This is a genomic window from Thermococcus sp. M36, from assembly GCF_012027355.1.
Classification (GTDB): Archaea; Methanobacteriota_B; Thermococci; order Thermococcales; family Thermococcaceae; genus Thermococcus.
This window is the reverse complement of record NZ_SNUH01000002.1, coordinates 366,437-392,862: the sequence shown is the minus strand read 5'-3', so window position 1 is coordinate 392,862 and position 26,426 is coordinate 366,437. Positions and strand designations below refer to the sequence as shown.

General features: G+C 54.4%; 25 protein-coding genes and 3 pseudogenes. 11 read left to right on the top strand and 17 right to left on the bottom strand.

The features are described 5' to 3' along the window. Window positions 1–54: 54 nt before the first annotated feature. From rsmA to E3E36_RS09905, 5 genes are all read right to left on the bottom strand, one after another. Window positions 55–876 carry a 16S rRNA (adenine(1518)-N(6)/adenine(1519)-N(6))-dimethyltransferase RsmA gene (rsmA, locus tag E3E36_RS09925; protein ID WP_167895228.1) on the bottom strand — a complete coding sequence of 274 codons (822 nt, stop codon included), beginning with the start codon at window positions 874–876 and terminating at the stop codon, window positions 55–57. Beyond that, a complete protein-coding gene (locus E3E36_RS09920; RefSeq protein WP_167895227.1) occupies window positions 873–1,493 on the bottom strand; it encodes a DUF655 domain-containing protein in 621 nt (206 codons plus the stop codon). The genes rsmA and E3E36_RS09920 overlap by 4 nt, the downstream gene beginning before the upstream one ends. A gap of 67 nt (window positions 1,494–1,560) precedes the next feature. After that, complete coding sequence (locus E3E36_RS09915) at window positions 1,561–1,929, bottom strand: RNA polymerase Rpb4 family protein (RefSeq protein ID WP_167895399.1); 369 nt, start codon at window positions 1,927–1,929, stop codon at window positions 1,561–1,563. Window positions 1,930–1,931: 2 nt separating this feature from the next. Next, window positions 1,932–2,228, bottom strand: coding sequence for a 50S ribosomal protein L21e (locus tag E3E36_RS09910; RefSeq protein ID WP_167895226.1), 297 nt, complete (start codon window positions 2,226–2,228; stop codon window positions 1,932–1,934). A gap of 142 nt (window positions 2,229–2,370) precedes the next feature. Next, complete coding sequence (locus E3E36_RS09905; RefSeq protein ID WP_167895225.1) at window positions 2,371–3,531, bottom strand: tRNA pseudouridine(54/55) synthase Pus10; 1,161 nt, start codon at window positions 3,529–3,531, stop codon at window positions 2,371–2,373. Window positions 3,532–3,576: 45 nt separating this feature from the next. Between E3E36_RS09905 and E3E36_RS09900 the strand changes: the two genes are divergently transcribed. The 4 genes from E3E36_RS09900 (at window position 3,577) to E3E36_RS09885 (ending at window position 7,919) form a co-directional block, all read left to right on the top strand. Beyond that, entirely contained in the window at window positions 3,577–3,870 is a 294-nt protein-coding gene (locus E3E36_RS09900; RefSeq protein ID WP_167895224.1) for a transcriptional regulator, read from the top strand. 10 nt (window positions 3,871–3,880) lie between these two features. Further along, window positions 3,881–5,197: a Glu-tRNA(Gln) amidotransferase subunit GatD gene (gatD, locus tag E3E36_RS09895; protein ID WP_167895223.1), complete on the top strand. Its 1,317-nt coding sequence runs from the start codon at window positions 3,881–3,883 to the stop codon at window positions 5,195–5,197. Between the two features lie 5 nt (window positions 5,198–5,202). After that, window positions 5,203–7,092, top strand: a complete 1,890-nt coding sequence (gatE, locus tag E3E36_RS09890; RefSeq protein WP_167895398.1) for a Glu-tRNA(Gln) amidotransferase subunit GatE — start codon at window positions 5,203–5,205, stop codon at window positions 7,090–7,092. Between the two features lie 176 nt (window positions 7,093–7,268). Beyond that, window positions 7,269–7,919, top strand: coding sequence for a hypothetical protein (locus E3E36_RS09885; protein ID WP_167895222.1), 651 nt, complete (start codon window positions 7,269–7,271; stop codon window positions 7,917–7,919). On the opposite strand, the gene hmgA is transcribed toward E3E36_RS09885, so the two are convergent. Together hmgA and E3E36_RS09875 are read right to left on the bottom strand one after the other, a co-directional pair. Then, window positions 7,916–9,142, bottom strand: a complete 1,227-nt coding sequence (hmgA, locus tag E3E36_RS09880) for a hydroxymethylglutaryl-CoA reductase (NADPH) (protein ID WP_167895221.1) — start codon at window positions 9,140–9,142, stop codon at window positions 7,916–7,918. The genes E3E36_RS09885 and hmgA overlap by 4 nt on opposite strands. A 17-nt stretch (window positions 9,143–9,159) precedes the next feature. Further along, a complete protein-coding gene (locus E3E36_RS09875) occupies window positions 9,160–9,903 on the bottom strand; it encodes a MinD/ParA family protein (RefSeq protein WP_167895220.1) in 744 nt (247 codons plus the stop codon). A 135-nt stretch (window positions 9,904–10,038) separates the two neighbouring features. On the opposite strand from E3E36_RS09875, the gene tdh reads away from it, so the two are divergent. Both tdh and E3E36_RS09865 read left to right on the top strand, forming a co-directional pair. After that, a complete protein-coding gene (gene tdh, locus E3E36_RS09870) occupies window positions 10,039–11,091 on the top strand; it encodes an L-threonine 3-dehydrogenase (RefSeq protein WP_167895397.1) in 1,053 nt (350 codons plus the stop codon). Window positions 11,092–11,181: 90 nt separating this feature from the next. Continuing rightward, a complete protein-coding gene (locus tag E3E36_RS09865; protein ID WP_167895219.1) occupies window positions 11,182–12,687 on the top strand; it encodes a phenylalanine--tRNA ligase subunit alpha in 1,506 nt (501 codons plus the stop codon). Between the two features lie 66 nt (window positions 12,688–12,753). On the opposite strand, the gene E3E36_RS09860 is transcribed toward E3E36_RS09865, so the two are convergent. Next, entirely contained in the window at window positions 12,754–13,980 is a 1,227-nt protein-coding gene (locus E3E36_RS09860) for an iron-containing alcohol dehydrogenase (protein WP_240911841.1), read from the bottom strand. A gap of 373 nt (window positions 13,981–14,353) precedes the next feature. On the opposite strand from E3E36_RS09860, the gene pheT reads away from it, so the two are divergent. Continuing rightward, entirely contained in the window at window positions 14,354–16,060 is a 1,707-nt protein-coding gene (gene pheT, locus E3E36_RS09855) for a phenylalanine--tRNA ligase subunit beta (protein ID WP_167895218.1), read from the top strand. A 254-nt stretch (window positions 16,061–16,314) separates the two neighbouring features. Then, on the top strand, window positions 16,315–17,118 hold the full coding sequence (gene truA, locus E3E36_RS09850; RefSeq protein ID WP_167895217.1) for a tRNA pseudouridine(38-40) synthase TruA: 804 nt from the start codon (window positions 16,315–16,317) through the stop codon (window positions 17,116–17,118). Here the strand turns inward: truA and E3E36_RS09845 are convergent. Beyond that, the gene (locus E3E36_RS09845) at window positions 17,065–17,232 is read right to left on the bottom strand and encodes a hypothetical protein (protein ID WP_167894901.1); all 168 of its coding nucleotides are present in this window, start codon (window positions 17,230–17,232) and stop codon (window positions 17,065–17,067) included. The genes truA and E3E36_RS09845 overlap by 54 nt on opposite strands. Between E3E36_RS09845 and E3E36_RS09840 the strand changes: the two are divergent. After that, window positions 17,204–17,953: pseudogene (locus tag E3E36_RS09840) on the top strand (DEAD/DEAH box helicase); the annotation flags it as partial. The gene E3E36_RS09845 and the pseudogene E3E36_RS09840 sit on opposite strands and share 29 nt — an antisense overlap. On the opposite strand, the pseudogene E3E36_RS09835 reads toward E3E36_RS09840, so the two are convergent. Beyond that, window positions 17,949–18,459: pseudogene (locus E3E36_RS09835) on the bottom strand (DEAD/DEAH box helicase family protein); the annotation flags it as partial. The pseudogenes E3E36_RS09840 and E3E36_RS09835 sit on opposite strands and share 5 nt — an antisense overlap. 73 nt (window positions 18,460–18,532) lie before the next feature. Here E3E36_RS09835 and E3E36_RS09830 point away from each other — a divergent pair. Next, window positions 18,533–19,798 carry a UbiD family decarboxylase gene (locus E3E36_RS09830; RefSeq protein ID WP_167895216.1) on the top strand — a complete coding sequence of 422 codons (1,266 nt, stop codon included), beginning with the start codon at window positions 18,533–18,535 and terminating at the stop codon, window positions 19,796–19,798. A gap of 92 nt (window positions 19,799–19,890) precedes the next feature. Here the strand turns inward: E3E36_RS09830 and E3E36_RS09825 are convergent, their stop codons facing one another. The 5 genes and pseudogenes from E3E36_RS09825 to E3E36_RS09805 all read right to left on the bottom strand — a co-directional run bounded on the left by E3E36_RS09825 (window position 19,891) and on the right by E3E36_RS09805 (window position 24,086). Then, window positions 19,891–20,130, bottom strand: coding sequence for a hypothetical protein (locus E3E36_RS09825; protein WP_240911840.1), 240 nt, complete (start codon window positions 20,128–20,130; stop codon window positions 19,891–19,893). A gap of 159 nt (window positions 20,131–20,289) precedes the next feature. Next, window positions 20,290–21,207, bottom strand: a complete 918-nt coding sequence (locus tag E3E36_RS09820) for an ABC transporter ATP-binding protein (protein ID WP_167895395.1) — start codon at window positions 21,205–21,207, stop codon at window positions 20,290–20,292. 5 nt (window positions 21,208–21,212) lie between these two features. Continuing rightward, window positions 21,213–22,099, bottom strand: a pseudogene (locus tag E3E36_RS13350) (ABC transporter permease subunit). Window positions 22,100–22,321: 222 nt separating this feature from the next. Further along, window positions 22,322–23,113, bottom strand: coding sequence for an N-glycosylase/DNA lyase (locus E3E36_RS09810; protein ID WP_167895215.1), 792 nt, complete (start codon window positions 23,111–23,113; stop codon window positions 22,322–22,324). Window position 23,114: 1 nt separating this feature from the next. Beyond that, on the bottom strand, window positions 23,115–24,086 hold the full coding sequence (locus E3E36_RS09805) for a beta-ribofuranosylaminobenzene 5'-phosphate synthase family protein (protein WP_167895394.1): 972 nt from the start codon (window positions 24,084–24,086) through the stop codon (window positions 23,115–23,117). 74 nt (window positions 24,087–24,160) lie between these two features. Here E3E36_RS09805 and folP point away from each other — a divergent pair, with 74 nt between their 5' ends. After that, window positions 24,161–24,979 carry a dihydropteroate synthase gene (folP, locus tag E3E36_RS09800; RefSeq protein WP_167895214.1) on the top strand — a complete coding sequence of 273 codons (819 nt, stop codon included), beginning with the start codon at window positions 24,161–24,163 and terminating at the stop codon, window positions 24,977–24,979. On the opposite strand, the gene E3E36_RS09795 is transcribed toward folP, so the two are convergent. Next, window positions 24,957–25,952, bottom strand: coding sequence for an AI-2E family transporter (locus E3E36_RS09795; protein WP_167895213.1), 996 nt, complete (start codon window positions 25,950–25,952; stop codon window positions 24,957–24,959). The two genes, folP and E3E36_RS09795, sit on opposite strands and share 23 nt — an antisense overlap. Beyond that, complete coding sequence (locus E3E36_RS09790; protein WP_167895212.1) at window positions 25,942–26,424, bottom strand: PH1570 family protein; 483 nt, start codon at window positions 26,422–26,424, stop codon at window positions 25,942–25,944. Before E3E36_RS09790 ends, E3E36_RS09795 begins: the two co-directional genes overlap by 11 nt. Between the last annotated feature and the right edge of the window lie 2 nt (window positions 26,425–26,426).

Sequence of the window (26,426 nt, the reverse complement as noted above, 5' to 3'; positions counted from 1 at the left end):
CTTCTCAGACCATTTTAAAAAATAATCGCCGGCAAATATTGGGCTGTAGTGAGACTACTTCAAGATTCCCTCTGCCGTGAGGAACTCCTGAATTTCAAGAACATCCTTTGGAGACAGCTGAAAGACGCGCTTTTCGGCATGGGGCATTCTGGAAAACATGCCCCTAACCTTCTTGAACTCCTCCCTGCTCAGACCGAGCATGTGATGGGACTTCTTCAGGGCCGCCAGAGACGTGCTCCTGCGGTGCTGGAAGAGCGCCTTCACCAGATCCTCGTTGAGTTCCACCATTTCGTTCCCCGGCTTGGGTTCGAGAACGACGACGGCAGAGTCCACCTTGGGCCTCGGCCAGAAAGCCCCTCTTCCGATTCTCTCCACCAGCTCAGCGTAAGCTTTCGCCCGAATCATCAGGGATAGCCGGGAGTAGTTCCGGTCGCCCGGCTTGGCGACCATCCTCTGGGCGAACTCCAGCTGGTATATGAGGACGGCCCTTTCAAATTCATACTTCAAAAAGCGGAAGGTTATTGGGGAGGAAATCTGGTATGGGAGGTTGGAGACTATCTTGTTGAACTCGGGGAACTCGACCCTCAATGCATCGCCCTCTATTATTTCGACGTTTGGCCAGTCGTACTCCTTTCGGAGTATCTCAACGAGGCGATGGTCTTTTTCAATGGCGTAGACCTTGCCGGCCCTCTTGCTCAGGGCATCGGTGAGGACACCAAGACCGGGACCAACTTCGAGAACTATGTCCCTCTCACTCAGCTCTGCCCTCTCGACGTTCCTCTCAATTATATCCGGGACTACCAGAAAGTTCTGGCCAAGGTCAGAATTCGCCTTCAGGTTGTATTTGGAAATGAGAGAAAAGAGGCGCTCCCTCATACGCGGAATATCCTCCTTGATCCCACGAAGAGTCTGTACCGATCCTTGCCCTCAAGTTCATCCACAACGCGCTTTGCTATCATCTTGGCTGGATCGGGGAGCCCCTTAACGCGGTGGCGCAGATCCTCAAAGCTCTTGAACGGCTCCTTCTTGCGCTCCTCAATTATCTCCCACATGTGCTTTTTGCCTATACCAGGCAGGAGCTCAAGGCTGTGCAACCTATTGGTTATCGGGGGTGCCACGTTGAAGAACTGGACAAAGCGCTCCTCATTGTTCTTGACTATCTCCTCAACAACATAGGGCAGTTCTGCCTTGGCAGTGGCCGTCAGGTCGTCGTAGTGTATCTTTTTGTTGATCATTAGGATCTTATCCCTCTGCCCCTTACCTATGAATACCCTCTCGTAGAGCATGAGATCCTCCTTGGGGGCGACCTCCAGTAATGTGAACGCTTTTTCACCTATGACTTGGGCAACCGGTCTGCCGGTCCGTCTGCCTGTTTTTAGATCTGTATATCCCTCCGGGAGATAGTCTAGTACATAGGCGTACTCTTCATACTCAACATTCCGCCTCTTCTTTTCGAGGCTTTCCCTGTAAGAGTGTCTCCGGTACCTATCCATAGTCTCTCCCCCAGAAATTATACCCTCCCGGGTTTTTATACTTTGTCTAGGGAGAAAAGAAAAGGGGCTAATCCTCAGGGCGGTATTCGTCGAGGAGCCGGATTATCTCCTCAGCCTCCTCCCGGGTGGGCATGTAGTCCTCCTTGGCAAAGATAACGCGGATGTCAAAGTAGTCCTCCGGGAGCAGGTCAACGAGCTTTGACGCTATCCTTTCGTCAATCCACTCAAAGCGCTCCATTAGCTTCTCCTTCAGCTCAACCGCCTGCCCCGGCTTTAGCTTGGCAAAGCGCTCGGCGTGTTCAAGGCTGACCCTGGCCTCATAGAACATGGGCTCCTCGGGATTTTCCTCCATCCCCTCTGCCCTGCGCCTCTCGAGGAGCTCCCTCGTCTCAGCTATGGTGAGGTACCGCTCCTCGAGCTTCTTCCGCCCGATCATGCTCATCCCTTCTGAGCCCTGAGGTGGACCGGGTGTATGAAGAAGGTCTTAACCTTCCCGCCGTCCCTTATCTGGACGACGTAGGCATCGCCGCGCTTCCCAACGACGGTTCCCGTTCTTCCGTGGAACCTCGGGTCGGGCATGCCCTTGTGGTAGCTGGGCTCGATGACGATGTGAACCTTCTGTCCAACCTCGAACTCCTGAAGGAACCTCGTGAGCGGCGGGAGGCCCCTCTTCCTAGGGCTCTTGCTGAGCTTACCGCGCGTCTTCCTCCTAAAGCTGTGGGCTTTCTGGACCATTCCAATCACCTCACGGGGTTTTATCAATCACACAGCAAACTTAGCTGCATACAGATCCTGGGGCTTTTCAGACCTTTTCAGCGTACAGACTAAGCCTGTTATGGCTCCGCTATGCATTCGAAGAGAACCGTTTATAAAGTTTTCAGTCATCAAGGATGTTCAGCACGTCCAGCCTTTCGCACCATGCAGGTTTGCCTAAAAGATCGCTGACACTTGGCTTTGTTCTGCCCCTGTCTCCTGATATCAGCTCCTTGATGTAGAGGCCCCCATCGGTTATCAGCCTGAGCTCAAAGTGGGTCTCATCGAGCCACCTGGCCTCTGCCAGGTGCACCTTTCTGACCCTTACCTTGTCCGCCCTTGCCTTCCTCACCCTCCAGGGGGTCCGCTGGTGGATTTCAATCCCCGTAAGTTTTCTGGCTACCTCCTTGGCCTCTTCAGGAGTCACACCGTCCTCTACAAAAACCAGAGCCAGGTATTCCTTGCGGTGGTTCTTGGTGAGGATCCTTTCGGCCTCTTTCGGGGAGACAAAGCGCAGGTCAAGGACTTCCACTTTTCCGCTCGCGTCTATCTCCTCCGCTATGGCATTGAGGTTCAGCCTCCTCTTTTTGGGGCGTTTAATCTCAACGATGAAGGGCCTGCCGTTGCCAAGCATCCTGACGTCGATATCCTCCCTCCCGGCACCCTTGAAGACGCACTTGCCGCCGCTTGCCTTCGAGAATGATCTGCAGATAATCGAGGCAACGCTGTCCTCAAAGTCCGGCAGGGGAGTCTGGGGAATCCCACGGACAAGCTTTCTATACCTCCCGTAAACGTAGAGCGGGTTGATCTGAAGCTCGATTTCCCCGGAGTAGGGCTCAACTATGAAAACGACGTCCGGGTTCTTGGCGGTGTCCTTCCCGACGGCCAAACCAAAGGCTTTCCCAAGTTCACGGTTGAACTCGCGGTTTATGGGCTCAGCGGTCTCTATCCCAAACTCCTTCCAGATGGCCTCTTCCTTCTCGCGGATTTCTGGAGGGAAGCGTGAACCTACGAGGAATGTATCAAACTTTATTCCGGCGGAGGCCTCCTTCATCTTCTCCACAAATTCAGGAATACTCTCAAAAATGTCCCCGCAGAGGGCGCATTTCTCTGGCTCATGTATCAAGGGCAGCCCTCTGGCCGATCGCTCCATGTTGAGGACAAAACGTACCGCCCTCCCCCGCTCTTCATTTGTGCCCCTGCCCAGTTTTGCAAAGAGCCTCCCAAGGCAGTGGTTGCAGAGTGCATGTTTTTCTAGCACCCCTTCTGCCGTTTTGACTATCATTGTCCCACCCTAAAGCTTTTTATTGGTCCGACCGAAGTAGGGCCGATGATGACTCGAAGGGCCAGGATAATAAAGCTTTTGGAAGAGAGGGACTATTCACCGAGCGAGATAGCCTCTGCCCTTGATCTCCGGGGTAAGGGGTCGAGGAGGCTCGTGATCGAGGAGCTTAGGGTGGTGCAGAAAATCCTGAAGCGGGAAGGCAGGGTTCTACTAATCAAGCCGGCTGAATGCAGGAGCTGCGGGTTCGTTTTCAAGCCGGAAATAAAAATCCCCTCTCGCTGTCCCAGGTGCAGATCCGAATGGATAGAGGAACCCCGGTTTAAGATAGGAACGAGATGAGGTGTTGGAGATGGGAAAGGTTGAGGAGTTCATGAGGAAGTACGGCGTTGGGGTCGGCGACCTTGTCAGGATAAAGAAGAGGGAAGGTGGGGAGATCCTGACCTATGAGGGCATACTCATGCCTCCCTACGAGCTGTCGGAGGGGAAAACGGTAACCATAAAGCTTGACAGCGGCTACAACGTGGGAATTCTCATAGACGCAATAGAGAGTGTTGAGGTTCTGGAAAAGGCGGGGGAGGGTGTCAAGACGGCGTTCAAGGAGGTTCTCCCGCGGAGGGAGGGCCTCCCGGGCGTCACAATCCTTGGCACCGGCGGAACCATAGCTAGTAGGATAGACTACAAAACGGGCGCCGTCCATCCGGCCTTTACGGCCGAAGAGCTTGCCAAGGCTGTACCTGAAATATTTGAGATGGCCAACGTAACGCCCAGGCTCATAATGAACATACTGAGTGAGGACATGAAGCCAGAATACTGGGTGAAAATTGCAGAGGAAACGGCGAAGGCCCTCAACGGTGGGGAGGACGGCGTTGTTATTGCCCACGGGACGGACACGATGGCGTACACTGCCTCTGCACTCAGCTTCATGCTCCGCGGCCTAGGCAAACCCGTCGTCCTCGTTGGTGCCCAGAGGAGTTCAGACAGACCGAGCAGCGACTCCGCCATGAACCTCACCTGCGCGGTGAGGATGGCGGTAAGTAATGTCGCAGAGGTCATGGTGGTGATGCACGGCGAGACTAGCGATACGTACTGCCTGGCACACCGCGGCACTAAAGTCAGGAAGATGCACACAAGCAGGAGGGACGCCTTCAGGAGTATTAACGACGTCCCGATAGCTAGGGTGTGGCCTGACAGGGTGGAGCTCCTCAGAAGCGACTACAGGAGAAGGAACGGGGGCGAGGTCTGGGTTGACGGCAAGATGGAGGAAAAGGTGGCCATGCTCAAGATATACCCCGGGGTCAGCGGTGAACTTCTCGACTTCCTTGTGGACAAGGGCTACAAGGGTGTGGTCATAGAGGGAACCGGCCTCGGTCACGTCCCCCAGGACTTCATACCCCACGTAGAGAGGGCTGTTGAGGAGGGTATGGCGGTCTGCGTTACAAGTCAGTGCCTTTACGGCAGGGTGAACCTCAATGTCTACTCCAACGGCAGAAAGCTCCTGAAGGCGGGGGCGATACCGTGCGAGGACATGCTTCCCGAGACGGCCTACGTCAAGCTCATGTGGGTGCTCGGACACACAGGGGAGCTGAGTGAAGTCCGTGAGATGATGCTGAGGAACTACGCCGGCGAGATAACACCCTACACGAGGTTTGACACGTTCCTGAGGTGATGGAGATGGCGGAGAAGTTTGACTACAAGGAACTCGGCCTCAAGGTAGGTCTTGAGATTCACAGACAGCTTGACACAAGGAAGCTGTTTTCACCCGTTCCGAGCGAGCTTGCCGAGGGTGTGGACTTCACCTTCGAGAGGCGTCTGAGGCCCACCATGAGCGAGCTCGGGGAGGTAGACCCGGCTGCACTTGAGGAGTTTAAGAAGGGGAAAAAGTACATTTATGAGGGTAGCTACGAGCTTGCTGACTTGGTCTATATGGACGAGGAGCCGCCGAGGGGGCCGGATCGCGAGGCACTTGAAGTGGCCCTCCAGATAGCCTACCTCCTGAACGCAAAGCCAGTTGATGAAGTCCACTTCATGAGGAAGATAGTCATTGACGGCTCGAATGTTTCGGGCTTCCAGAGGACTGCGATAGTCGCCATGGATGGGAAGGTTGACACCCCGTGGGGAAGCGTTGGCATCCCAACGGTCTGCCTTGAGGAGGACGCGTGCAGAATCGTTGAGAGGAAGGAGAAGGAGGTAATCTACCGCCTCGACCGCCTCGGAATCCCACTGGTGGAGATAAGCACCACCCCCGACATTCACCACCCGGAGCAGGCTAAGGTCGTCGCTAAGTTCATAGGCGACGCACTGAGGGCCACGAGGAAGGTGAAAAGAGGTCTAGGAACGATAAGGCAGGATCTCAACGTCTCGATCAGGGGTGGCGCGAGGGTCGAGATAAAGGGCGTCCAGGAGCTTGACATGATACCCATCATCATCGAGAGGGAAGTTGAGAGGCAGGTAAATCTGCTCAAGATACGCGAAGAGCTCCGCGAGAGGGGCGTCAAGCCCGAGGACATAAAGGAAGAATTCCACGACGTCACCGAAATCTTCGAGAACACCGGCTCGAAGATAATCGCGCGGACGATAAAGAGCGGCGGAAAGGTTCTCGCCGTTAAACTCCCCAAGTTCCGCGGGCTTATCGGCAGGGAGATTCAGCCGGGCAGGAGGCTCGGCACCGAAATGGCGGACAGGGCCAAGAAGTACGTCAGGGGCATCTTCCACATCGACGAACTACCAAATTATGGAATCACCGAATTAGAGGTTAACGCAGTTATCGAAAAACTCGGACTCCGGGAGGAAGATGCATTTGTCCTGGTCGCTGCAGAGGAGGAGACCGCCAAGAACGCCCTCCGCGAGGTTCTCCAGCGCGCTAGAGAGGCCATTGAGGGCGTCCCAGAGGAGACGAGGAGGGCCTTACCGGACGGAAACACCCAGTACATGCGCCCGCTCCCCGGCAAGGCCAGGATGTACCCGGAGACTGACATACCGCCCATACTCATAACTCCGGAGATGAAGAAGGAAATCCTCTCCAGCCTGCCCGAGCTCCCGCAGGAGAGGGTTGAGCGCTTCGTGAAAGAGTACAAGATAGACAGGAGCCTCGCTGAAACCCTCGTGAACGACGAGCGCGATGAACTCTTCGAGGAGCTCATCCAGAAAGGTGTCAAGCCCTCCCTCGCGGCCTCGGTACTGGTGGTTGTCCTCAAGGGCCTCAAGAAAGAGGTACCTATAGAGAACATCACAGACGAGCACATCAGGGAGGCCTTTGACCTCTATTTGAGCGGAAAGATCGCCAAGGAAGCCTTCGAGGAGATATTCAAGGAGCTCGCGGAGAACCCTGCCAAGAACGCCGCTCAGGTGGCCGAGGAGAAGGGACTGACGCTCCTCAGCGAGGAAGAGGTCGAGAGGATAATCAACGAGGTTATCCATCAGAACATCGAGGTCATCAAAGCGAAGGGAATGGGCGCGATGGGCATGATAATGGGAAGGGCAATGGCGAAGCTCCGCGGCAGGGCCGACGGAAAGCTCGTCAGCGCTCTGGTCAGGAAGAAGATTCAGGAAATCTCCAGCTGAACTTTTCTCTTTTCTTCTGTGGGGGCTTTAAGAGGGTCAGAGCATCGGCTCCTCATCACTTGTCAGAGTGAGGGAAATAGTCATCATCCCCGAGGTTACTTCTGCAATGTCAGAGCTTTTAAATTATGCCTGCCGACTGGAGCATCATTTTTAAACCCCAAAGAGTACCTTTACCGATGGGTTTCAAGAGACGTGTTAAGGAAACACTTAACATCTGGACACAGAGGAAGACTTTCACATACATTCGTGTTAGGTGTGCGGTTCTTTCGGATTGTATGAGGCGCATTAATAAACTCCTGGAATCCAAAAGGGTGCGTTATACCGTGCTCTTTGAGCCCGATACTTACCTGCTGACAAGTATTGCGGAGCCCCTCTACGAGAGGGGGAATTTTCTGGTGTTGATAGAGCTGAGGGATGAGCTCAGCCGTGCGTTCTACCTGATCGAGTCTGACGTCCCGATAAACCTTGAAGGCATTCCAGAGGTGGAGTTCACCATAGCTTTCAGGTTGCGTAAAAAAGAGGGACTGGTTGCTCTTCTAAGGGTAATACACGAGAGAAAGGTCGGCGGAGCGAGGCATAAACACCGCTCCATGCTGAACTTCCTCACCAGCTTCTTTGGGAGCCTCTTTCTGTCCACAATAATGGATTTCGAGAGCTATTGGGTTCAGTTCATTATCATGATCATTCTGACGGTTCTCCTTTATCTGGTACTTGACTATCCCTTCTCATTGCTTTACTTTAAAGGGGTTGAAGTTGTATCAAGCGCGAAACAGTCCACAAAGGTCTTCGTTATTAAAGTTGGGAGAGTAGGAAATAAAAGAAGCTAACGCCCCAGCTCGGCGTGGGCTTTTGCCAGATGCTTTGCCGCTATCGCCGCTAACAAGGAGAGCTCCCCAGCCAAAACTGCGCCGGCGATTATCTCCGCGAACTTCCTGGCGTTCGTGCCTGCTGGTTCTCCACCGCCGGCGACGCCCATTATTGAGAGCGCTTCCCTCTGGGTTGGAACCCTCGTTCCGCCACCGACCGTTCCAATCTCCAAGCTCGGCATGGTTACGCTGATGTAGAGGTCTCCCTCGGGGGTGACCTCGGCGAGGGTTATGCCATGTGAGCCTTCGGTAATCTGCGCCTCGTCCTGACCGGTTGCGAGGAATATTGCACCAACGATGTTGCCAAAGTGAGCGTTGAAGCCGTAGGAACCTGCCTGAGCCGAACCTACGAGGTTTTTCCTGTAGTTAACCTCAGCTATGAGCTCCGGCGTCGTCTTCAGCTTTTTCTCCACAATCTCCCTCGGGATTACAGCCTCGGCTATGACGGTCTTTCCTCTTCCGTTGATGAAGTTCATGGCGTTGGGCTTCTTGTCGACGCAGAGGTTGCCTGAGAGGGCGAGATACTTCACGTCCGGGAACTCCTCCTCGATGACCTTCATTATCTCCTCGCTCGATATCGTCACCATGTTCATGCCCATGGCATCGCCGGTCTCGAACTCGAAGCGGAGGTAGAGGTTGTTGCCAACTATGTACGGCTTAACGTCGCGCAGCTTTCCATGTCTGGTGACCTTGCTAACGGCCTTTTCCTGGAGGTACTCAATGTTCTCCCTCACCCACTCGGCGACTTCCTTTGCCCTCCTCGCGTCAGGGCACTTGAGGAGCGGCGCGCGGGTCATCTTGTCATCTATGATAGTGGTCTTGACTCCCCCAGCTTCTGTGAGGGCTGAGCAACCCCTGTTTACGGAAGCAACGAGCGCGCCCTCGGTGGTCGCGAGCGGTATGTAGAACTCGCCCTTAGCGTACTCGCCGTTGATTTTAAGCGGTCCAGCGACGCCCATCGGTATCTGGACGACGCCTATCATGTTCTCGATGTTCTTGCCTATCAACCTGTTGGGGTCGATGGAGTAGTGGCCGATGTTCTCAAGGCTGACCCCAAGCTTCTTTTCAAGTGCCTTTCTCCTTATTTCAGTGGCTAGCCTCTTGTCACCGTTCGTGTACTTTTCGACCTGGTGGAGTTTAATCTCCCCGTTTGCAACCTTTTCAACAAGCTCTTCGACGTTCATGATGATCCCTCCAAGAATCAGCCGAATATCCACTCTTCGAGGACTTCCCCCGTTTCCCGAAACGCCACCGCGGCGTCACTCCTTGGGGAGTATTTGATCACGGGTACACCGGCGTTTATGGACTCGGGGACGGTGTAATCATGGGGTATCCAGCCGAGAACAGGCACCCCCATGTCCTCCTCAACCACTTCTATTATTTTGTCAACTATACTCTCCGATTCCCGAACCTTGTTTAGGATGACCCCTATGTTGAGGCCGTACCTCTCCCCGAGGGCCTTCAGCTTTTCGATCTCGTTTTCGACCATCTTCTCGAAGGAGTATATCGGTGATCTCTCGATCTCCACAACTATGAGCTGGTAGTTGGCTACCTCGAACGTGGGGAGTGTGTCGAAGGGTATGCCTGTGGGAGAATCAACAAACACCACTCCGAACTTGTATTTTACCTTCTCCAAGACATCAACGAGCCTCTTGGGTGATATCCCCAGAACATCGTGGAGCTGACTGCTTCCGGGCATCACGTTGACGCCGGTCTGGGGGTGTTTGTATATCGCCCATTCTGGATCCAGGTCGGGGTTTTTCAGGAGGGAATGGATTGTGTACTTCACCGTATCAAGCGCAAAATGGAATCCCAGGTTGGGGAGGTACAGATCGCCATCAACTGCTAAAACCCGATACTCCCTCATAGCCAGATAAGTACTCAGGTTTGCGGTGGTAGTGGTTTTTCCAGCCCCGCCACGACCCGTTACTATTATCACTGCCATTTCAGAACCCTCAACGGATGAATAACACCAACCGGATATAAGGTTTTCCAATCCTGTCCGGGGCAACGGTTCACGATAAGGTTTATATCATCGTCCCGTTTAGACAATGATTGTAAGGTTAAGGAGATGGTTGCCATGGCCGAAAAGATGCCGGCTATTGTAAAAACTAGGCCCGCTTACGGTGCTGAGCTCGTTGAGGTCGACGTTCCGAAGCCCGGTCCCGGGGAGGTTCTCATAAAGGTTCTCGCAACCAGCATCTGCGGGACTGACCTCCACATCTACGAGTGGAACGAGTGGGCCCAGAGCAGGATAAAGCCGCCCCAGATCATGGGGCACGAGGTTGCGGGTGAGGTAATAGAAGTGGGCTCAGGTGTGGATACCCTCCAAGAGGGTGACTACATAAGCGTCGAGACCCACATCGTCTGCGGCAAGTGCTACGCATGCAGGCACAACCGCTACCACGTCTGTCAGAACACGAAGATATTCGGTGTCGATATGGATGGTGTCTTCGCCGAGTACGCTATAGTCCCCGCCCAGAACGCCTGGAAGAACCCCAAGGACATGCCGCCCGAGTACGCTACCCTTCAAGAACCTCTTGGCAACGCAGTCGATACCGTTCTTGCGGGCCCAATTGCAGGAAGGAGCACCCTCATCACCGGTGCCGGCCCCCTCGGGTTGCTTGGCATAGCCGTTGCAAAGGCGAGCGGCGCTTACCCTGTCATCGTTTCCGAGCCGAGCGAGTTCAGGAGAAAGCTCGCCAAGAAGGTCGGTGCTGACTACGTCATCAACCCATTTGAGGAGGACCCGGTCAAGGCCGTCATGGACATAACCGACGGGGCGGGCGTTGAGGTTTTCCTCGAATTCAGTGGTGCCCCTAAGGCACTTGAGCAGGGTCTGACTGCAACAACCCCAGGGGGGAGGGTCTCCCTGCTCGGCCTCTTCCCGCGTGACGTCCCCCTCGACTTCAACAACCTCGTGATATTCAAGGCCCTTGAGGTTCACGGCATAACGGGCAGGCACCTCTGGGAGACATGGTACACTGTTTCGAGCCTCATCCAGAGCGGCAAGCTCAACCTCGACCCGATAATCACCCACAAGTATAAGGGCTTCGACAAGTTCGAGGAAGCCTTCGAGCTGATGAGGGCAGGAAAGACAGGTAAGGTCGTCTTCTTCCCGCACAAGGGGTGAGGATTTTTTCCCTTTTTCCTCCTTCCATGGCTCTCCCGGCACCGCAATTCTCTTAAGTTCTCCTACCCACTCACACCGGGAGGTGACACTATGGAACTGAGCTATCAGGAAAAGCTGACGCTCATAAAGCTCAACGAGGTTAAGAAAGCTGGGTTCAAGGACCTTGTGGATAGAATTGGCCTTGACCAGGTCGCTGTAATGCGTGCCGTCCTCGGGCTTCAGGCCAAGGGGCTGGCCAAACTGCATGAGAGGAGCGAGAAGGTTGCGGTTCTCACCGAGACCGGCAGGAAGTACGCTGAAATTGGCCTCCCCGAGTGGAGGGCCCTCAAAGTCCTGAAGGAGAAGGGAAAGGCGACCCTCGAAGACCTCTCCTCTGTCCTCAACGAGGACGAGCTCAAGCCCATCGTCGGCCTGCTCAGAAGGGAGGGCTGGGTGAACGTAGGGAAGGAAGAGGGCAGGCTCGTTCTGGAAATAACCGAGAAGGGACTCAGTGCGGGTGAGAGGCCGATAGATAGGGCCCTTAGGCTCCTTGCGGAGAGGAAAATCGTCCCGCTCAGCGAGATTGAGAAGCTCGTCCCGGTCAAGGAGCTCAAAAGGAGAAAGATAGCCGAAGAGGACACCGTCACGGAGCGTCTAGTGGAGATAACCCCCGCCGGAGAGGAGCTCGTAAAGCGGGGCATCGAGCTGAAGAGGGAAGTTTCCGTCCTCACGCCGGAGCTCATCAAGTCCGGGAAGTGGCGTGAGGTCGAATTCAGGAAGTTCGACATAAAAGCCCCCGTGAGGAGGGTATACCCCGGCAAAAAGCAGCCGTACAGGGCCTTCCTCGACAAGATACGGAGAAGGCTCATCGAGATGGGCTTCATAGAGATGACCGTTGACAGCCTTATCGAGACCCAGTTCTGGAACTTCGATGCACTCTTCCAGCCCCAGAACCACCCTGCGAGGGAGTGGACGGACACCTACCAACTCAAGTATCCGAAGAGTGGCCACCTGCCGGCGGAGGAGCTCGTCGCCAGGGTTAAAGCCGCCCACGAGCACGGCGGAGACACCGGTTCAAGGGGATGGGGTTACGTCTGGTCTCCGGAGAGGGCGATGCTCCTCATGCCGAGGGCGCACGGAACCGCCCTCGACGCGAGACAGCTTGCCGGGGGCGTCGAGATACCCGGCAAGTACTTCACGATACAGCGCGTTTTCCGTCCAGACGTCCTTGACAGGACGCACCTCATCGAGTTCAACCAGATTGACGGCTTTGTCGTCGGTGAGGATCTTACCTTCAGGCACCTCCTTGGCATACTCAAGCGTTTTGCCGTCGAGATAGCAGGGGCCAAAAAGGTCAAGTTTCTGCCTGACTACTACCCGTTCACTGAACCCAGTGTCCAGATGAGCGCCTACCACCCGGAGCTCGGCTGGGTGGAGTTCGGCGGTGCCGGAATCTTCCGGGAGGAGATGACAAAAGCGTTAGGAATCGACGCACCAGTCATAGCGTGGGGAATCGGAATCGACAGGCTGGCCATGTTCAAGCTCGGAATAGACGACATCCGCTACCTATTCAGCTATGACCTGCGCTGGTTGAGAGAAGCAAAGCTTGTGTGGTAGAGCGCTTTTCTCTCTTTATCTCTTGTAAAGAGATAAGAATAGACTGCAAAATAAAAGGGAAGAAAATCACTCGCTCAGTGGATAGAGGGAGTCTTTATAGATTGCCCTTATTGTGTCCTCGTTCGCTTCAATCGGTGCCATGGCTAGGAGACCGTCCAATCCTGGTGTTTCCATTGCCAGTTTGGTAAGTTTCTCGATATCGTCCTCGCCAAAGCCAACGTCAGTGAGCTTTTCTTTGATACCTATGCTGAAGAGCCACTGCTCAATTCTCTTTGCAACGAACTCCGCCTCCCCGGGGTATCCTTTAGCCTCAGGGACAAGCGGCCTGTAAACCTCTGCCAGTATCTCAGCCGTTGCTGGGTAGATGTGCTTTACTACCGCGGGCAAGAGCATCGCCAAACCAAGACCGTGAGCTAGATCAGGTTTAACTGCACTTAATGGGTGCTCCAGAGCGTGGGTGAAATGCAGTAATCCGTTGTCAAATGAGATGCCGGCTATGGCCGAGGCGTAGAGCAAGTAGTATCTCGCCTGCAGGTTCTCTGGGTGGGCCAGAGCCTCGGGCAGGTAGCGAGAGATTAGCCTAACCGTCTCCTGTGCCAAGAGAATTGAGTATGGGCTTGCTACCTTTGTGGTTGCCGCCTCGTTAACGTGGTTTAGGGCATCAATTGTAACGTACCTCGTCTGGTTTGCCGGGAGCTTTGTCATGAGGGCAGGGTCGTCAATCGCATAGAGTGGGTATATGAAGTCGTAAGCAATTGCTGGCTTGTATTCCTTTTCAAGAATTGACGCAACGGCGAACCTGTCCACTTCAGTCCCAGTCCCGTGGGTGGTGTTTATGGCTATGATGGGTTTGGCCTTTGTCGGGATGAACTTGAACTCGTATAGATCCCTTCCGGTCTTGTCTGGGTAGTCCAAGAGAATTGCGACGCCCTTTGCGGTGTCAATAGGGCTTCCTCCACCTATACCAATAACGGCCTGAGCACCGAACTCCACACCCATTTCTTTAGCTTCGTCAATCATGTCAACTGTTGGGTTGGGGCCGACTCTGTCGTAAAGGATGTATTCAATTCCAGTCTCTTCCAGAGCGGGCTTAACAACGTCCCAAGCACCGCACTTCTTGTATGAGCTCCTACCAGTGACCAGAATTACTCTCTCAATGCTCCGGTTTTCCTTTAATTCTCTGGCTATATCATAGAATTTGTTTATGGCACCGACACCGAAATAGTCTATTGTTCTGCACCTAAGTTCAAAGATTTGGTTTGTGGGTATTTTTGACTCCCACAACATGTACATCACCCCAAATGTGTCCATTAGTCCATTGGGGTTTGTACTTTAAAAATTGTTTCTTAAACCAAAAGTTATATAACAATGGATATATTGGCCTGGAACATGTAAATACGTTACATCCACGCTCTGAACTATGGTGTCAAAATTCCTGCAGTGAAGTTCACATTTTAGAACACTGGAATGGGAAGGAAAAATGTGATCAACCACTCGTGCTCCCCATTTCATCGCAAAAGAGATAAACCTCCATGATAACGCGGAAATGGTTTGTGAGAATGGCATTGAGGTCTCAGCTGGTCAAAAACGTCATGGTACAAAATTAAGAAGTCATAAAAGCATAAAATTGATATTGGTTCATTGGGTTTTAAGAGGGGGTGTAAAGATGCCGAAGTTCGACGTTTCAAAGAGCGATCTGGAGAGGCTCGTCGGGAAGGAGTTCAGCGTCGAGGAGTGGGAAGACCTCTTCCTCTACGCAAAATGCGAGCTGGATGATGTCTGGGAAGAGAACGGTGAAATCTACTTCAAGGCTGACTCAAAGGACACCAACAGGCCCGATCTCTGGAGCGCCGAGGGGATAGCGAGGGGGATAAAGTGGGCGCTCGGTATGAAAAGGGGCCTTCCCCACTACGATGTCGAGAGGAGCGACGTTACCGTTTACGTTGACGGGAAGCTGAAGGACATCCGTCCCTACGGTGTCTACGCCATTGTTGAGGGCCTCCACCTCGACGAAGAGGCCCTCAAGCAGATGATAAACCTCCAGGAGAAGGTCGCCCTGACCTTTGGAAGGAGAAGAAGAGAGGTAGCGATAGGCATCTTCGACTTCGACAAGGTGAAGCCACCGATATACTACCGCGCCGCAGAGAAGACCGAAAAGTTCGTCCCGCTGGGCTTCGAGGAGGAGCTCACTTTGGAGGAAATCCTCGAGAAGCACGAGAAGGGCAGGGAGTACGGCCACCTCATAAGGGACAAGCCCTACTACCCACTCCTCGTTGACAGCGAGGGCAAAGTCCTTTCAATGCCCCCGATTATAAACTCCGAGATAACCGGAAGGGTGACGACGGAGACAAGGAACGTCTTCGTTGACGTGACTGGCTGGGATTTGGACAAGATAATGCTCGCCCTTAACGTCGTCGTTACGGCTTTAGCGGAGCGCGGGGGCAGGATAAAAAGCGTCAAAGTGGTCTACCCTGACTTCGAGGTCGAGACCCCTGACCTCACCCCGAAGGAGTTCGAGGTCGAGCTGGACTACATCAGAAAACTCGCCGGCATCGATCTGAGCGATGGGGAAATCAAAGACCTCCTTGAGAGGATGATGTACGAGGTTAAGCTGGAGGACGGAAAGGCAAAGCTCCGTTATCCCTCATTCAGAGACGACATAATGCACGCCCGCGACGTCCTTGAGGATGTCCTAATTGCTTACGGCTACAACGAGATAGAACCTGAGGAGCCTGAGCTGGCCGTCCAGGGCAGGGGAGACAAGTTCGTCGAATTCGAGGACGCGGTCAGGGAGCTGATGGTCGGCTTTGGCCTTCAGGAGGTCATGACCTTCAACCTCACCAACAGGGAGGCCCAGTACGGGAAGATGCGTATCGAGGCCGGCCGGGACTACTCCACACATCCGCCGGCGGAGCTTGTTGAGATCGAGAACCCAATAAGCCCCAAGTGGTCGGCTTTGAGGACGTGGCTGATCCCCAGCCTGCTCGAGTTCCTGAGCCAGAACACCCACGAGGAGTACCCCCAGAACATTTTTGAAGTCGGCAAGGCGACGCTCATAGATGAGAGCAGGGAGACGAAGACGGTGAGCGAGAGCAAGCTGGCGGTTGCCTTAGCTCACCCGCGCGTAACATTTACAGAGGCCAAGGAGATACTGGACTCAGTGATGCACCACCTGGGCTTCACCTACGAGCTTGAAGAAATTGAGCACCCGAGCTTCATAGAGGGCAGGGTCGGAAGAATAGTGGTGGACGGGAAGGTGATAGGGATAATCGGGGAAATCCACCCCGAGGTGCTGGAGAACTGGGGTATCGAGATGCCGGTAGCAGCATTTGAGCTGTTTCTGGGGCCCCTCTACACGGACCCCTACTTATAGTCCTCCATTTTCATATTTTTCTCCAGCATGGCACACATCAGCTCAAAGTTCATGACGTTTGTGAGTATCTCCACATCTATTGTCCACTCCACTTTTTCACCCCCACGTTAAGTCAGCCTGCGGGCTTTATCAACTTTTCCGGCGCTTCATTGAACTGTGTCCAAAACAATTATGTACATAAGTAAAGAATTCTGTCGGTATATCAACACGTGTCCGGAGGAAAGGCATTTATACCCGCGGCCGAACCTCCAAACATGAAGCTAGCGATCAGGGTGGCCTACGACGGGACGGCGTTCTACGGCTTCCAGAGGCAACCCGACGTGAGGACGGTCGAGGGGGAACTGCTGAGGGTTCTCACAAAGCTAAGGATCATCGAAGACGTAGGGAGCTCGGACTTTAAGGGCGCATCCCGAACGGACAGGGGTGTTTCTGCAATATTCAATGTGGTCTCCTTTGACGCTTCGGGGAGGGCCGACCTCGTAAGACCTGAAGTGCTGAACCACCACCTGAGAGATGTATGGGTTCTCGGTGTTGCAGAGGTGCCGGATGATTTTCACCCCCGCTTCTGGGCCAAGTCCAAGACCTACAGGTACTACCTCGTTGATGAGGGGTTCGACGCCAAAAGGATGAGAGAGTGTGCGGAGGTTTTCCTCGGGGAGCATGACTTCTCGGCCTTCGCGAAGCTCGAACCCGGAAAGGATCCGGTGAGGGAGATCACCAGGATCGAAATCACCGAGAGGCCGGGCTACTATGTCATCGAAATAGAAGGAAAGAGCTTCCTCTGGGAGATGGCACGCAGGATGGTGAACGCGATACGCTTCTGCGGGCTGGGCGTCATGGAAATCCGGGAAGTCAAGAGAATGCTCAAGGGAGGGTACACCAAAAAAGTTCCGCCGGCACCTCCTGAAGGCCTCATCCTCTGGCACATAGAATATGAGGGGGTAAACTTCCGCATGGACGAAAGGGGGCTTAAAAAAGCGAAACGCGACATCTTTGAACGCTACTCAAGGGCGCTTACGAGGGCCGCGCTTTTTGGCGACGTACTGGTCAATCTTTGAACCTATCTCCCTGTCGTAGTATTTGCCGTAGTACTGCTTCAACGCCTTCTGGCGTTCGATGAAGTGAGTGAAGAGCAGCGGGTCGTGGGACGAGAGGAACGTTACTATAGCCATGATACAGACGCTCCTTTCCAGGGGCGCCGACAGGCTCCAGAACGAGTACGCGATAGTGATGTTCGACGAGTGCCACCGGACTTCCGCTGCGGAGAAGTTCTACCAGCTTGGCCTTTCGCTCCCCCAGGTCTACCGCTTCGGCCTCTCAGCGACTCCCTGGAGGAGGGTGAGGGGAGAGGAGATAAAGATAGAGGCCGTTGTCGGCCCAACGATATTTGAGGTTAAGGCGGAGGATCTCATAAAGGAAGGATTTCTGGCCAAACCGCGCTTTGAGATCATCACCTACGAGTCCGCTATGCCCTCATTCAGTGAGCGCTACAAGGAGCTCTACGAGGACATGATCATGAACAACGACGAGAGGAACCTGGCGGTGGTTGAGAAGGCCGTCGAGCTGGCAAGGAAGGGCCACCGCGTCCTCATCGACGTCAAGCGCATAGAACACGGCAAGATACTGAAGGAGATGCTGGAGAAGAGGGGTGTAAAGGCCGAGTTCCTCAGCTCCAAGAGTCCCAACCGCTGGGAGATACTGGAGGAGTTCAAGGAGGGCGACATCCCAGTTCTCATCTCCACACTGCTCAAGGAGGGCGTTGACATACCGGAGATTTCGGCGATAATACTCGCTGGCGGCGGCAAGAGCGACATAATGACGATACAGACGATAGGCCGCGCCCTGAGACCGAAGGAGGGCATGAAGGCGGTTATAGTCGACGTCCAAGACGACTTGTTGTCCCCAACGATGCCCGCTTCAATCCCCAGAACCTCCCGAACCTTCTCGGCCCACTGGTAGAGGAGCTCCTTTGTGTGGACGACGATGAGTGCGGAGAGATCAAGCTCATGGATTATCCTGAGGCCGACTATGGTTTTCCCGCTGCCAACGGGGAGAGCTAAAACGCCCATCTTCTCCCGGAGGGCTTTTTTAACGGCACGCTGCTGATACCTCCTCATGATGTAGTTTTCGTTCCAGGTGGAGTTGAGCTTGACTCCTCCCACCTTCCGCTCGTCCCTGACGCGGACACGGTAGCCCTTGGAATTCAGGAACTTCTTGACCCTGGGGAGAACACCGACGGGAAAGGTCTTCTCGTAGGGGTCGTAGAGGCTTTCAGGCTTCTCCCACTTGCCGAAGTCCTTCTTGTAGCTCAGAAGCTCATATATCTTGAAGTAGACCTGAGGGTCTGCCTTCTCGATGCGCACCAGTGCGGAACGGTTCGGGATGCGGAGGACAACCATGGACATGGCCAATCACCGAAAGTTTGGAAAAAGGCTTTATAGGCCTTTTGGAACATCCTTTCAAGGTGATACGATGCTGAGGGAAATACTCGAGGGGATGGAAGACCTCATTGTTATTAAAACACCCGTGGATAAAAGGTTTGAGATAACCCGACATCTGCTCAAATACCGCGACAGGCCCGTTCTCTTCAAGGACGTTGACGGCTGGGAAGCGGCGGGCAATATATGGAGTACCCGCGAGAGGATAGCCGAATACTTGGGCATCAGGAAGGAAGGGATACTCCACTTTATGGCCGATGCCATGGAGAACCCTTCCCCATACAGCACCGTTGAGAGTGCACCGTTCCTCAAAAACTCCACCGCCGATTTCTCGCTCCTTGAGCTCCCGATACCGGTATACTATCCCAAAGACGGCGGTCAGTACTTCACCTCCGCCATGGTCATAGCCAAGGACGAGGACGGCTTCGTCAACATGTCGTTCCACAGGATGATGGTGCGCGACGATAAAACCGCCGCCATAAGGCTCGTCCCGAGGCACCTCTACGCGATGTGGAAGGAGAAGGCCGAACGCGGGGAGGAGCTGGACGTCAGAATAGTTGTCGGCAACCCGATACACCTCCTCCTCGCCGGAGCGACGAGCGTCGCCTACGGAACGAGCGAGCTTGAGATAGCATCGAGGATGAGCGAGAAAGCATTCGGAAGGTCTCTTGAAGTGGTCGACCTCAACGGAATCCCAGTCCCTGTCGAGAGCGAGTTCGTCTTCGAGGCGAGGATAACTCCGGAACTTGTTGATGAGGGGCCATTCGTCGATATAACCGGAACCTACGACTACGTCAGAAAGCAGCCGCTGGTCGTGTTTGAGAGAATGTACCATGTGGACGAGCCGATCTTTCACGCCCTCCTGCCCGGCGGCTACGAGCACTACATGCTGATGGGACTTCCCAAGGAGCCGCAGATTTATGCGAGCGTCAAACGCGTCGTCCCGAAGGTTCACGGGGTAAGGCTCACCGAGGGCGGTGCCATGTGGCTTCACGCCGTTGTTTCCATCACCAAGCAACACGACGGCGACGGCAAGAACGCGATTCTGGCTGCATTTGCGGGGCATCCAAGTCTGAAGCACGTGGTCGTTGTCGATGGGGACGTGAACATATACGACGACAGGGAGGTTGAGTGGGCAATAGCAACGCGCTTCCAAGCGGATAGAGACCTGATAATCGTGCAGAACGCGAGGGGAAGCTCCCTCGACCCATCAGCGACAAGAGGCCTTACCGCAAAATGGGGCATCGATGCAACCAAACCGCTCGACAGAAAGGAAGAATTCGAGAGGGCGAGGGTTTAAGTACCTGCCACCTTTCCCCATTTCTGCTTTCAACCGGTCTATTATCCCGACCTTTTGTCCCACAGGTGCCATCCTATCCGCGGCCAGCCATATCAGATCCCATTTGGGAAGAAGGGAATTCTCCCGGTGAATATATTCCCCAGCAAATGGAGACCGTTGCCGAGGATGCCCAGCGGTTCAAAGGGAAGTACGTAAAGGAAGGAAACGAATCCATGGTTGAAGAATGTCCTCGTGAAATCACCGGTCGCAATGAGCATTTGAATGAAACTGTAGTCGGGAGCGGAGTTCGCTATCACAAACACCCCGAGGAGACATTTGTCCCATCTCCTCACAGGCACCTATAATCCAGGCAACGAGTATGTGCAGTGGGAGCATCATTGGAATTACCTTTGGGTTGCCCTAAATTTTGTTGAACATTCTAAAAAGTTCTTGGTTCAGGCCTGTGAACGGCGAGGTTTGTTCAAAGAAAAATATCAAGGAGACAAAAAGGTTCACTCCACCATTTTCAGGAATATCTCCTCAAGACTCGGCTCTTTCACCTGCATTGTGAGTATTTTCGCCCCCTTCGAGGCCACGAAGTCGTGGAGCTCCTCCCTTATGTCGTCCGGGGCGGCAATCCTGTACTTCCTCTCCCCCAGCGGGCTGACCCTCCAGTCCACGCCGGTGAAATCAACTGGAACGTTCGTTTCAAGGATTATCGTGTAACCCGCCTTTTTCAGGAACTCGCGTTTAATCCTGTCGAGGCTGTCCTCGACGCGGAGCTTCCCTTTCACGATGACGCCCACGGTATCGCAGATCTCCTCCACATGGGCCAGGATGTGACTGGAGAAGAAGACCGTCCTTCCTGCCTTTCTCTGCTCCCTGATGATATCCTTAAACTCGGCTATCCCGGTGGGGTCGAGACCAGTCATCGGCTCGTCCAGAATGAGCAGGTCAGGGTCATTTATCAATGCTTGGGCGAGAAGGAGCCTTTGCCTCATTCCCTTCGAGAACTTGCCAACCTTCCTGTTCCTGTCCTCCCAGAGGTTGACGAGTTCAAGCAGCTCCCTGATGCGTCTCTCCTTCTCTGCCCTGGGGATTTTGAAAGCGTCGGCGATTATATCGAGCGTCTGAACCGGGGTCATGAAGTCCCACAGTGTGGCGTGCTCGGGCATGTAGCCTATTCTCCTCTTGGCCTCCACGAGGCTGTCCTCATTGAACTTCCCGTCCCTGAACACCTCAAGGTCGAAGAGGCTGATCCGCCCCTCCTGCGGGAATATCAGACCGAGGGTGCTCAGTATGGTGGTACTCTTGCCTGCACCGTTCGGCCCAAGGAAGCCGTAGATCTGCCCGGGCTTGACCTCAAGGTTGAGACCATCAAGGGCTTTAACGTCCTTGTAGAGCTTGACCAGGTTTTCAATCCTTATCACGACCATCACCTCAGGTCCATGCGGAGGAAGCGGTAGAAGACAAGAACCATGTAGAGGGCAGTCATCCCGACTAGGGCTGCAACGTTGGGGACGTTCTCTTTCATCGAGCGCCACAGGCCCAGGTACTCAACATCCGGGTTTATCAGCCCCCCGGATCTCGCAGAAGCTCCCTGCACGATAATGTTGACCTGTGAGGTGGGCACGTAGAAGAGGTATTTGGTCGTGTATTCCTTTGTCTTCTCCTGGATAGCATCCCAGTCAACGCTGTCTCCGGGAGTTCCGATGTAGTCCTTAACGGCCAGGAACTGGACTATTGAGGGGACTATCATGAAGAGCACGAAGAAAATGGCGAGTGCCGCCCCAAGGGCAGCGCTTGAGGACTTGATGGTCGTGGAGATCAGGTAGCCGAGAGCGACCAGCTGGATCATGGCAAGCAGGAGAATCATGCTGAGCAGGAGAACTTCCCCGAAAAGCTCCGGTCCGAGGGGTGCACCCAGCCACACCAACCCGGCCACTCCAACGAGTGTAGAAAGCACAAGGGCAAGAACAGCACGAGAGCGTGGGCGGCGAACTTGCCTCCAAGGTAGTCGGCCCTGCTAAGGGGCTTGCTCAGGGCGATTCTGAGGGTACCCTTTTCTATTTCACTGTTTATGGCCGTTGCTCCCATCAGAAGGGCCAGAATCCCTATGAAAAAGCCCGAAAGTCCGCTGACGTTGTCCATCAGAACCACCATGGCATCACCGACGCTCTCAAGTTTCATCCCGGCAATCTCAAGATTGCTTTTGGTGGCATAGATGGTTGGGATGTAGAGTAGCATCATGATGCCCAGAATAACCCAAAGCTTCTTCGTGCGAAGGCTCTGTTTAAACTCAAGCTGGAATCCCCACCACATAACCCATCACCACTACTGTGCATTCCATGAAAACCCGTTCAATCTCAACTAACATTTGAAGTATAAAAATTTTGTCTTCAGAGTTGAATTTTTGAAAATGCCTCCTCGTTGCCGCAAACCCAGTCATACCTTTCATCCCGATGCATCGAACTTCGAGGTATTGTTGTTTCAAAATTATTTAAGCCTTTCGCCGGCCGCAGAATAAACCAGAAAGAACATCGTTCAGAGGGCGGCCAGCCTCAGAACGGCACTGCTTTTCTCGCAGTGCTCTTTTAGCCGTTTGATGACCTTCTCACTCCCTCCCAGAACCGGCCAGAGTATTGAGTCTATGTGGAGCGGCGGGATTCCTGTTTGCTCTGCAATTCTGCCCCAGAAGCTCACGGGGGGTTCGTTCGTAAAGCGTTTAGTGTAGGCGTTTATTCTGACGTCGTCGGGTATCTCAATGGCCATCGGGTAGGGGACAAACTCACCGAAGACAATTCTCCCCGCGTAGCCGAACATCTTGACTGCAAAAACCACCGTCTTGGCGCTCCTCTTCGAGTTCAGGGCCCTGGCCAGGTCGTCCCTGAGCCCGGCCATTCTCCAAAAGTAATACCCTTTGAGGGCAGAGAGGTCGAGGGATTCGAGGAATGGCTCCAGCTTCTCCAGCCTCCTCACCTTTCCTTCAACGAGACGCCTGTTGGTTCTCGAACCGGGGAGGAACTCGGCGTAGGCATCGGCGATGCTCCCTTTCGGGGGATTCTCCGAGAAATAACGTGAGAACTCCCACCACCACTGCTCTCCCTTGGCGGAGAGTTGGTAGCTCACTATGGAGTTCGCAATGACGAGCTTGATGAAGAGCTCGTCGTCCCCGAGGCTGTTGTGGAGGTTCCTGAGGGCGTCGAACTGGAGGTCAACCTTTTCCTCAATGGTCTTTGCGCAGTCGAGCCCAAGGTCGCTGAGGATATCCACAAGCTCCCGGATTTTCTCATCGTTGGATTTATACTTCACCTTGATGAAGCGGTCAAGGGTCACCTCACTCACCCGCCACGTTTCGTATCAGCCTTTCGATAAAGGCGCTCTCTTCTATTATCTCCGTCCCCCGGTTTCTCGGGATTCCGAGTTCGACTTTAGCCCTAAGTCCGTGTTCACGCAGGAAGTCATGTGCTTCGGCCCTGAGCCATTCAAACTCCCCCATTCTGATCAGGCCGTAAACCGTTGGCCCCCAGCTGCTCTGGCCGCAGCCGTAGGTTTTCTCCGCCAGAAAGTCTAGTATCAACCTCACGTCCTCCCTGAACTCTCCGCCCTGGTAGGCCTCGAAGTGCTTTCCAACCAGCCGCTGAACGGCTGAGAGATGCTCGCCAAAGGTTCTTATGTCGCGCTCCTTCAAAGCCGGGAGGAGGCCGAGGAGAATCCTGTGGCTTATCTCCATCGCCACGTCCACCCTGCCAACGACTCCCGCCATCACTGGCTTTTCTTCCTCCTCGTCGAGGCCAGGTTTAAGTTCTGGAATTACGAGAAGGAACCCCCATTCGGGTGGAAAGTCCTCGCGGAATATCAGCGGGGGGATGCCGTTTTTAACGCCGCCGTCTATGACGAACCCGCCGTAAGCGAAGGAATAGATTCCGGCGCCGCCGTTCCTTCCCCTTCCGAGAACCCTCGCCAGCTCCCTAACCGAAACGTTAAGGTTCCTGAGCCGGGCTATCCCGGTCGCAACTGCCAGGCTGAGCTGGGTGGTGGAGCCGAGACCTACGTGCCGAGGCATGGCCTTTCTGACCTCGACGACGTAGTTAACCCCTGTTTCGTAGGCGGAGTTCATCCTCTTTATGGCGAATTCGATGGTTTCCCTGTCCTCCCCCTCGGCGGCTATCTCCATGGCCTCGCCCTCGACGATTTTGATCTCATAGCCGCCTTCGAGGGCAACGCCGAGGCTTCCAAAGCGCCTTCCAAATGTGGCCGATGGATCGATGAGACCGAGATGAAGCCTCCTCGGAGTGCGGATTATCATGAACACCACCAGAACTGGAGGGGCAAAAGTCCTTTTATACCCAGCGGCTATTTTCAGGGTGGAGGGTGGAAACCATGAAGTTCGCTGGAGTAGACCTGAGCGAGCCAAAGATAATGGGTGTCATCAACGTCTCGCCGGAGAGCTTCTACAAGGGGAGCGTCCGGAACGATGGGGAGAGGCTCATAGAAACCGCGGTGAGGATGGTCGAAGAGGGAGCCGCTTTCATAGACATCGGCGCCAAGTCGACGGCACCCTACCTCGAGACCCAGATTCCCCTGGAGGAGGAAATCAAGAGGGCGGTCTGGGCGGTGAAGACGATACGCGACCACGTTGATGTTCCGATAAGCATAGACACAACCAGCGCGAGGGTCGCAGAGGAGGCCCTCAAAGCCGGAGCGGACGTCATAAACGACGTCACCGGGCTGAAGGGAGACCCGAAGATGGCAGAGGTCGCGGCTGAATACAGCGTCCCCGTGATAGTCTGTGCCCACGGGCAGGTAAAGGACTTCAGCGACCCCGTTCACACCGTCATCGACTTCCTTCAGGAGAGCCTCGTCATCGCAGGGAAGCACGGCATCGAAGAGGTCGCGGTCGATCCGGCCGTAGGCTTCCTCCGCCCAGAGTGGCCGCCCTGGTACGAGTGGGATTCAAAGGTTCTGGCGAACCTGAACATGCTGAAGATCCTCGGGAGGCCTATACTCATCGGCGTCTCGCGGAAGTCGTTCATAGGGGCCATAACTGGCAGAAAAGACCCTGCGGAGAGACTTCCTGGAAGCTTGGCAGCGACAGCAATAGCGGTCTTCAACGGGGCGAACATAATCAGGACTCACGACGTTAAGGAGACCCTAGACGCGGTGAGGGTGGCTTCTTTTATGGGACGTTTCTCTCCTTGATCTCTTTCCATTCTTCGACGAGGGTGGTCAGCAGGGAAAGGGCGACGGGGCCTATTATTATGCCCACAAAGCCAAAGGCAATGTACCCCCCAAATATTCCGACGAGGCTTATGAGCGAGTTGACCCCCCTCTCCCTAGTTCCAAGTTTTGGCCTCAGGATAATGTCGGGAAGGGGCGAGATAAAGGCAATACCGTACAGGGCAAAGAGCAACGCAGCGGTATGGTTCCCGGTATTCATCAGGTAGACGGCACCTGCGAGCCAGACGACCCACCCACCGAAAACTGGGAGGAGCTCAAAGATTACGGTGAATATCCCTGCGGCTATTGATCCTCCCGCGTTGGCCAGGCCGAATAGCATGAAGCCTGCGGCCGTCATGATGCCCTTCACAACGCTCACGGATAGCCATCCACGTAGCAGGGTGTGGAGTGTCTCCCCGGCTTTTTCAATCAGCTTTATCGCCAGTTCCCGATTTTCAGGGGGCAGAATGGAGTAGACCTCGCTTCTGATGACTCTGGTGTTGACGAGCATGCCGTAGAAGGAGAACACCATCACTATTGCCTGGAGGGAAAGTTTGGGGAGTGAGTACGTGTACCCGAGTACGTACTCCTCAAAGCGCCTTGGTATGTCCTGGGCCAGGCGCTGGAGAAGCTCGTAGACCGTGGGTGGGAGGTTCAGCGTGAGGAGCCACGTGAAGAATGAGTTTATGTAGCCCGCGAGGGAGCTTTTAACGTCGTTTATCCACAGGGCAAAGCCGATTATGAAGAGAAAAGTCACGACGGTGAGCACGGCGGTCATCACGAACGCTGAGGCGCGGTTGCCCATCCTCTCCGCGAGCCTCTCATGCAGTGGATACAGAATGTACGCGAGTGTAACGGCAATAATTATTGGGGAAATAATGGGGCTAATCGTTTCCCATACAAGGTAGAGGACAACGAGTGAGATCGCTATCCATACCGCGGTCTCAAGCTCCATCGAGCATCCCCATGTACTTCAGTATCAGCTCTCGCGCGCTCGGCTTGTTGAAGACTATGAGGGTCTTGGTGCCCTCGTCAAGGATGAAGTTCTTTCCTAGTGCTAATAAACCTTTCTTGAGCTTGTGAATCTCCGCCTTCTCGAAGTCTATGCTCTCCCTGACTTCCTCGGGCGCACCCGTCTCCTCTAAGGCTTTCTCCAGCCTGTTGAGGACGCTCTGGTTGAGGAACTTTATGGGATTCGGCCTGAACTCTTCGGCAACCGCCTCACTCCCGTCCATGTAGATTCCCCAGAACTCCTTGGCGCACTCGAAGGGGTAGACGTAGTCCTCCCCGTAGTCGGGGAGGTACAGCTCCCTAATCACTGCAAGGAGAAGCCTTCTGGCGTCGCCGCCGTAGAACTCCACCTCCAAGTGAAACTTCCCATCGGCGAAGCCGTTCTCAAACACCTCAAGCTTCTCCTCGCAGAGCATGC

What these genes read in the sequence shown, in the direction of transcription:
- rsmA (WP_167895228.1), bottom strand. Translation starts at nt 876, where the DNA reads ATGAGGGAGCGCCTCTTTTCTCTCATTTCCAAATACAACCTGAAGGCG.
- E3E36_RS09920 (WP_167895227.1), bottom strand. Translation starts at nt 1,493, where the DNA reads ATGGATAGGTACCGGAGACACTCTTACAGGGAAAGCCTCGAAAAGAAG.
- E3E36_RS09915 (WP_167895399.1), bottom strand. Translation starts at nt 1,929, where the DNA reads ATGATCGGGCGGAAGAAGCTCGAGGAGCGGTACCTCACCATAGCTGAG.
- E3E36_RS09910 (WP_167895226.1), bottom strand. Translation starts at nt 2,228, where the DNA reads ATGGTCCAGAAAGCCCACAGCTTTAGGAGGAAGACGCGCGGTAAGCTC.
- E3E36_RS09905 (WP_167895225.1), bottom strand. Translation starts at nt 3,531, where the DNA reads ATGATAGTCAAAACGGCAGAAGGGGTGCTAGAAAAACATGCACTCTGC.
- E3E36_RS09900 (WP_167895224.1), top strand. Translation starts at nt 3,577, where the DNA reads ATGATGACTCGAAGGGCCAGGATAATAAAGCTTTTGGAAGAGAGGGAC.
- gatD (WP_167895223.1), top strand. Translation starts at nt 3,881, where the DNA reads ATGGGAAAGGTTGAGGAGTTCATGAGGAAGTACGGCGTTGGGGTCGGC.
- gatE (WP_167895398.1), top strand. Translation starts at nt 5,203, where the DNA reads ATGGCGGAGAAGTTTGACTACAAGGAACTCGGCCTCAAGGTAGGTCTT.
- E3E36_RS09885 (WP_167895222.1), top strand. Translation starts at nt 7,269, where the DNA reads ATGGGTTTCAAGAGACGTGTTAAGGAAACACTTAACATCTGGACACAG.
- hmgA (WP_167895221.1), bottom strand. Translation starts at nt 9,142, where the DNA reads ATGAACGTCGAAGAGCTTGTTGAAAAGGTTGCAAACGGGGAGATTAAA.
- E3E36_RS09875 (WP_167895220.1), bottom strand. Translation starts at nt 9,903, where the DNA reads ATGGCAGTGATAATAGTAACGGGTCGTGGCGGGGCTGGAAAAACCACT.
- tdh (WP_167895397.1), top strand. Translation starts at nt 10,039, where the DNA reads ATGGCCGAAAAGATGCCGGCTATTGTAAAAACTAGGCCCGCTTACGGT.
- E3E36_RS09865 (WP_167895219.1), top strand. Translation starts at nt 11,182, where the DNA reads ATGGAACTGAGCTATCAGGAAAAGCTGACGCTCATAAAGCTCAACGAG.
- E3E36_RS09860 (WP_240911841.1), bottom strand. Translation starts at nt 13,980, where the DNA reads ATGTACATGTTGTGGGAGTCAAAAATACCCACAAACCAAATCTTTGAA.
- pheT (WP_167895218.1), top strand. Translation starts at nt 14,354, where the DNA reads ATGCCGAAGTTCGACGTTTCAAAGAGCGATCTGGAGAGGCTCGTCGGG.
- truA (WP_167895217.1), top strand. Translation starts at nt 16,315, where the DNA reads ATGAAGCTAGCGATCAGGGTGGCCTACGACGGGACGGCGTTCTACGGC.
- E3E36_RS09845 (WP_167894901.1), bottom strand. Translation starts at nt 17,232, where the DNA reads ATGGCTATAGTAACGTTCCTCTCGTCCCACGACCCGCTGCTCTTCACT.
- E3E36_RS09830 (WP_167895216.1), top strand. Translation starts at nt 18,533, where the DNA reads ATGCTGAGGGAAATACTCGAGGGGATGGAAGACCTCATTGTTATTAAA.
- E3E36_RS09805 (WP_167895394.1), bottom strand. Translation starts at nt 24,086, where the DNA reads ATGATAATCCGCACTCCGAGGAGGCTTCATCTCGGTCTCATCGATCCA.
- folP (WP_167895214.1), top strand. Translation starts at nt 24,161, where the DNA reads ATGAAGTTCGCTGGAGTAGACCTGAGCGAGCCAAAGATAATGGGTGTC.
- E3E36_RS09795 (WP_167895213.1), bottom strand. Translation starts at nt 25,952, where the DNA reads ATGGAGCTTGAGACCGCGGTATGGATAGCGATCTCACTCGTTGTCCTC.
- E3E36_RS09790 (WP_167895212.1), bottom strand. Translation starts at nt 26,424, where the DNA reads ATGCTCTGCGAGGAGAAGCTTGAGGTGTTTGAGAACGGCTTCGCCGAT.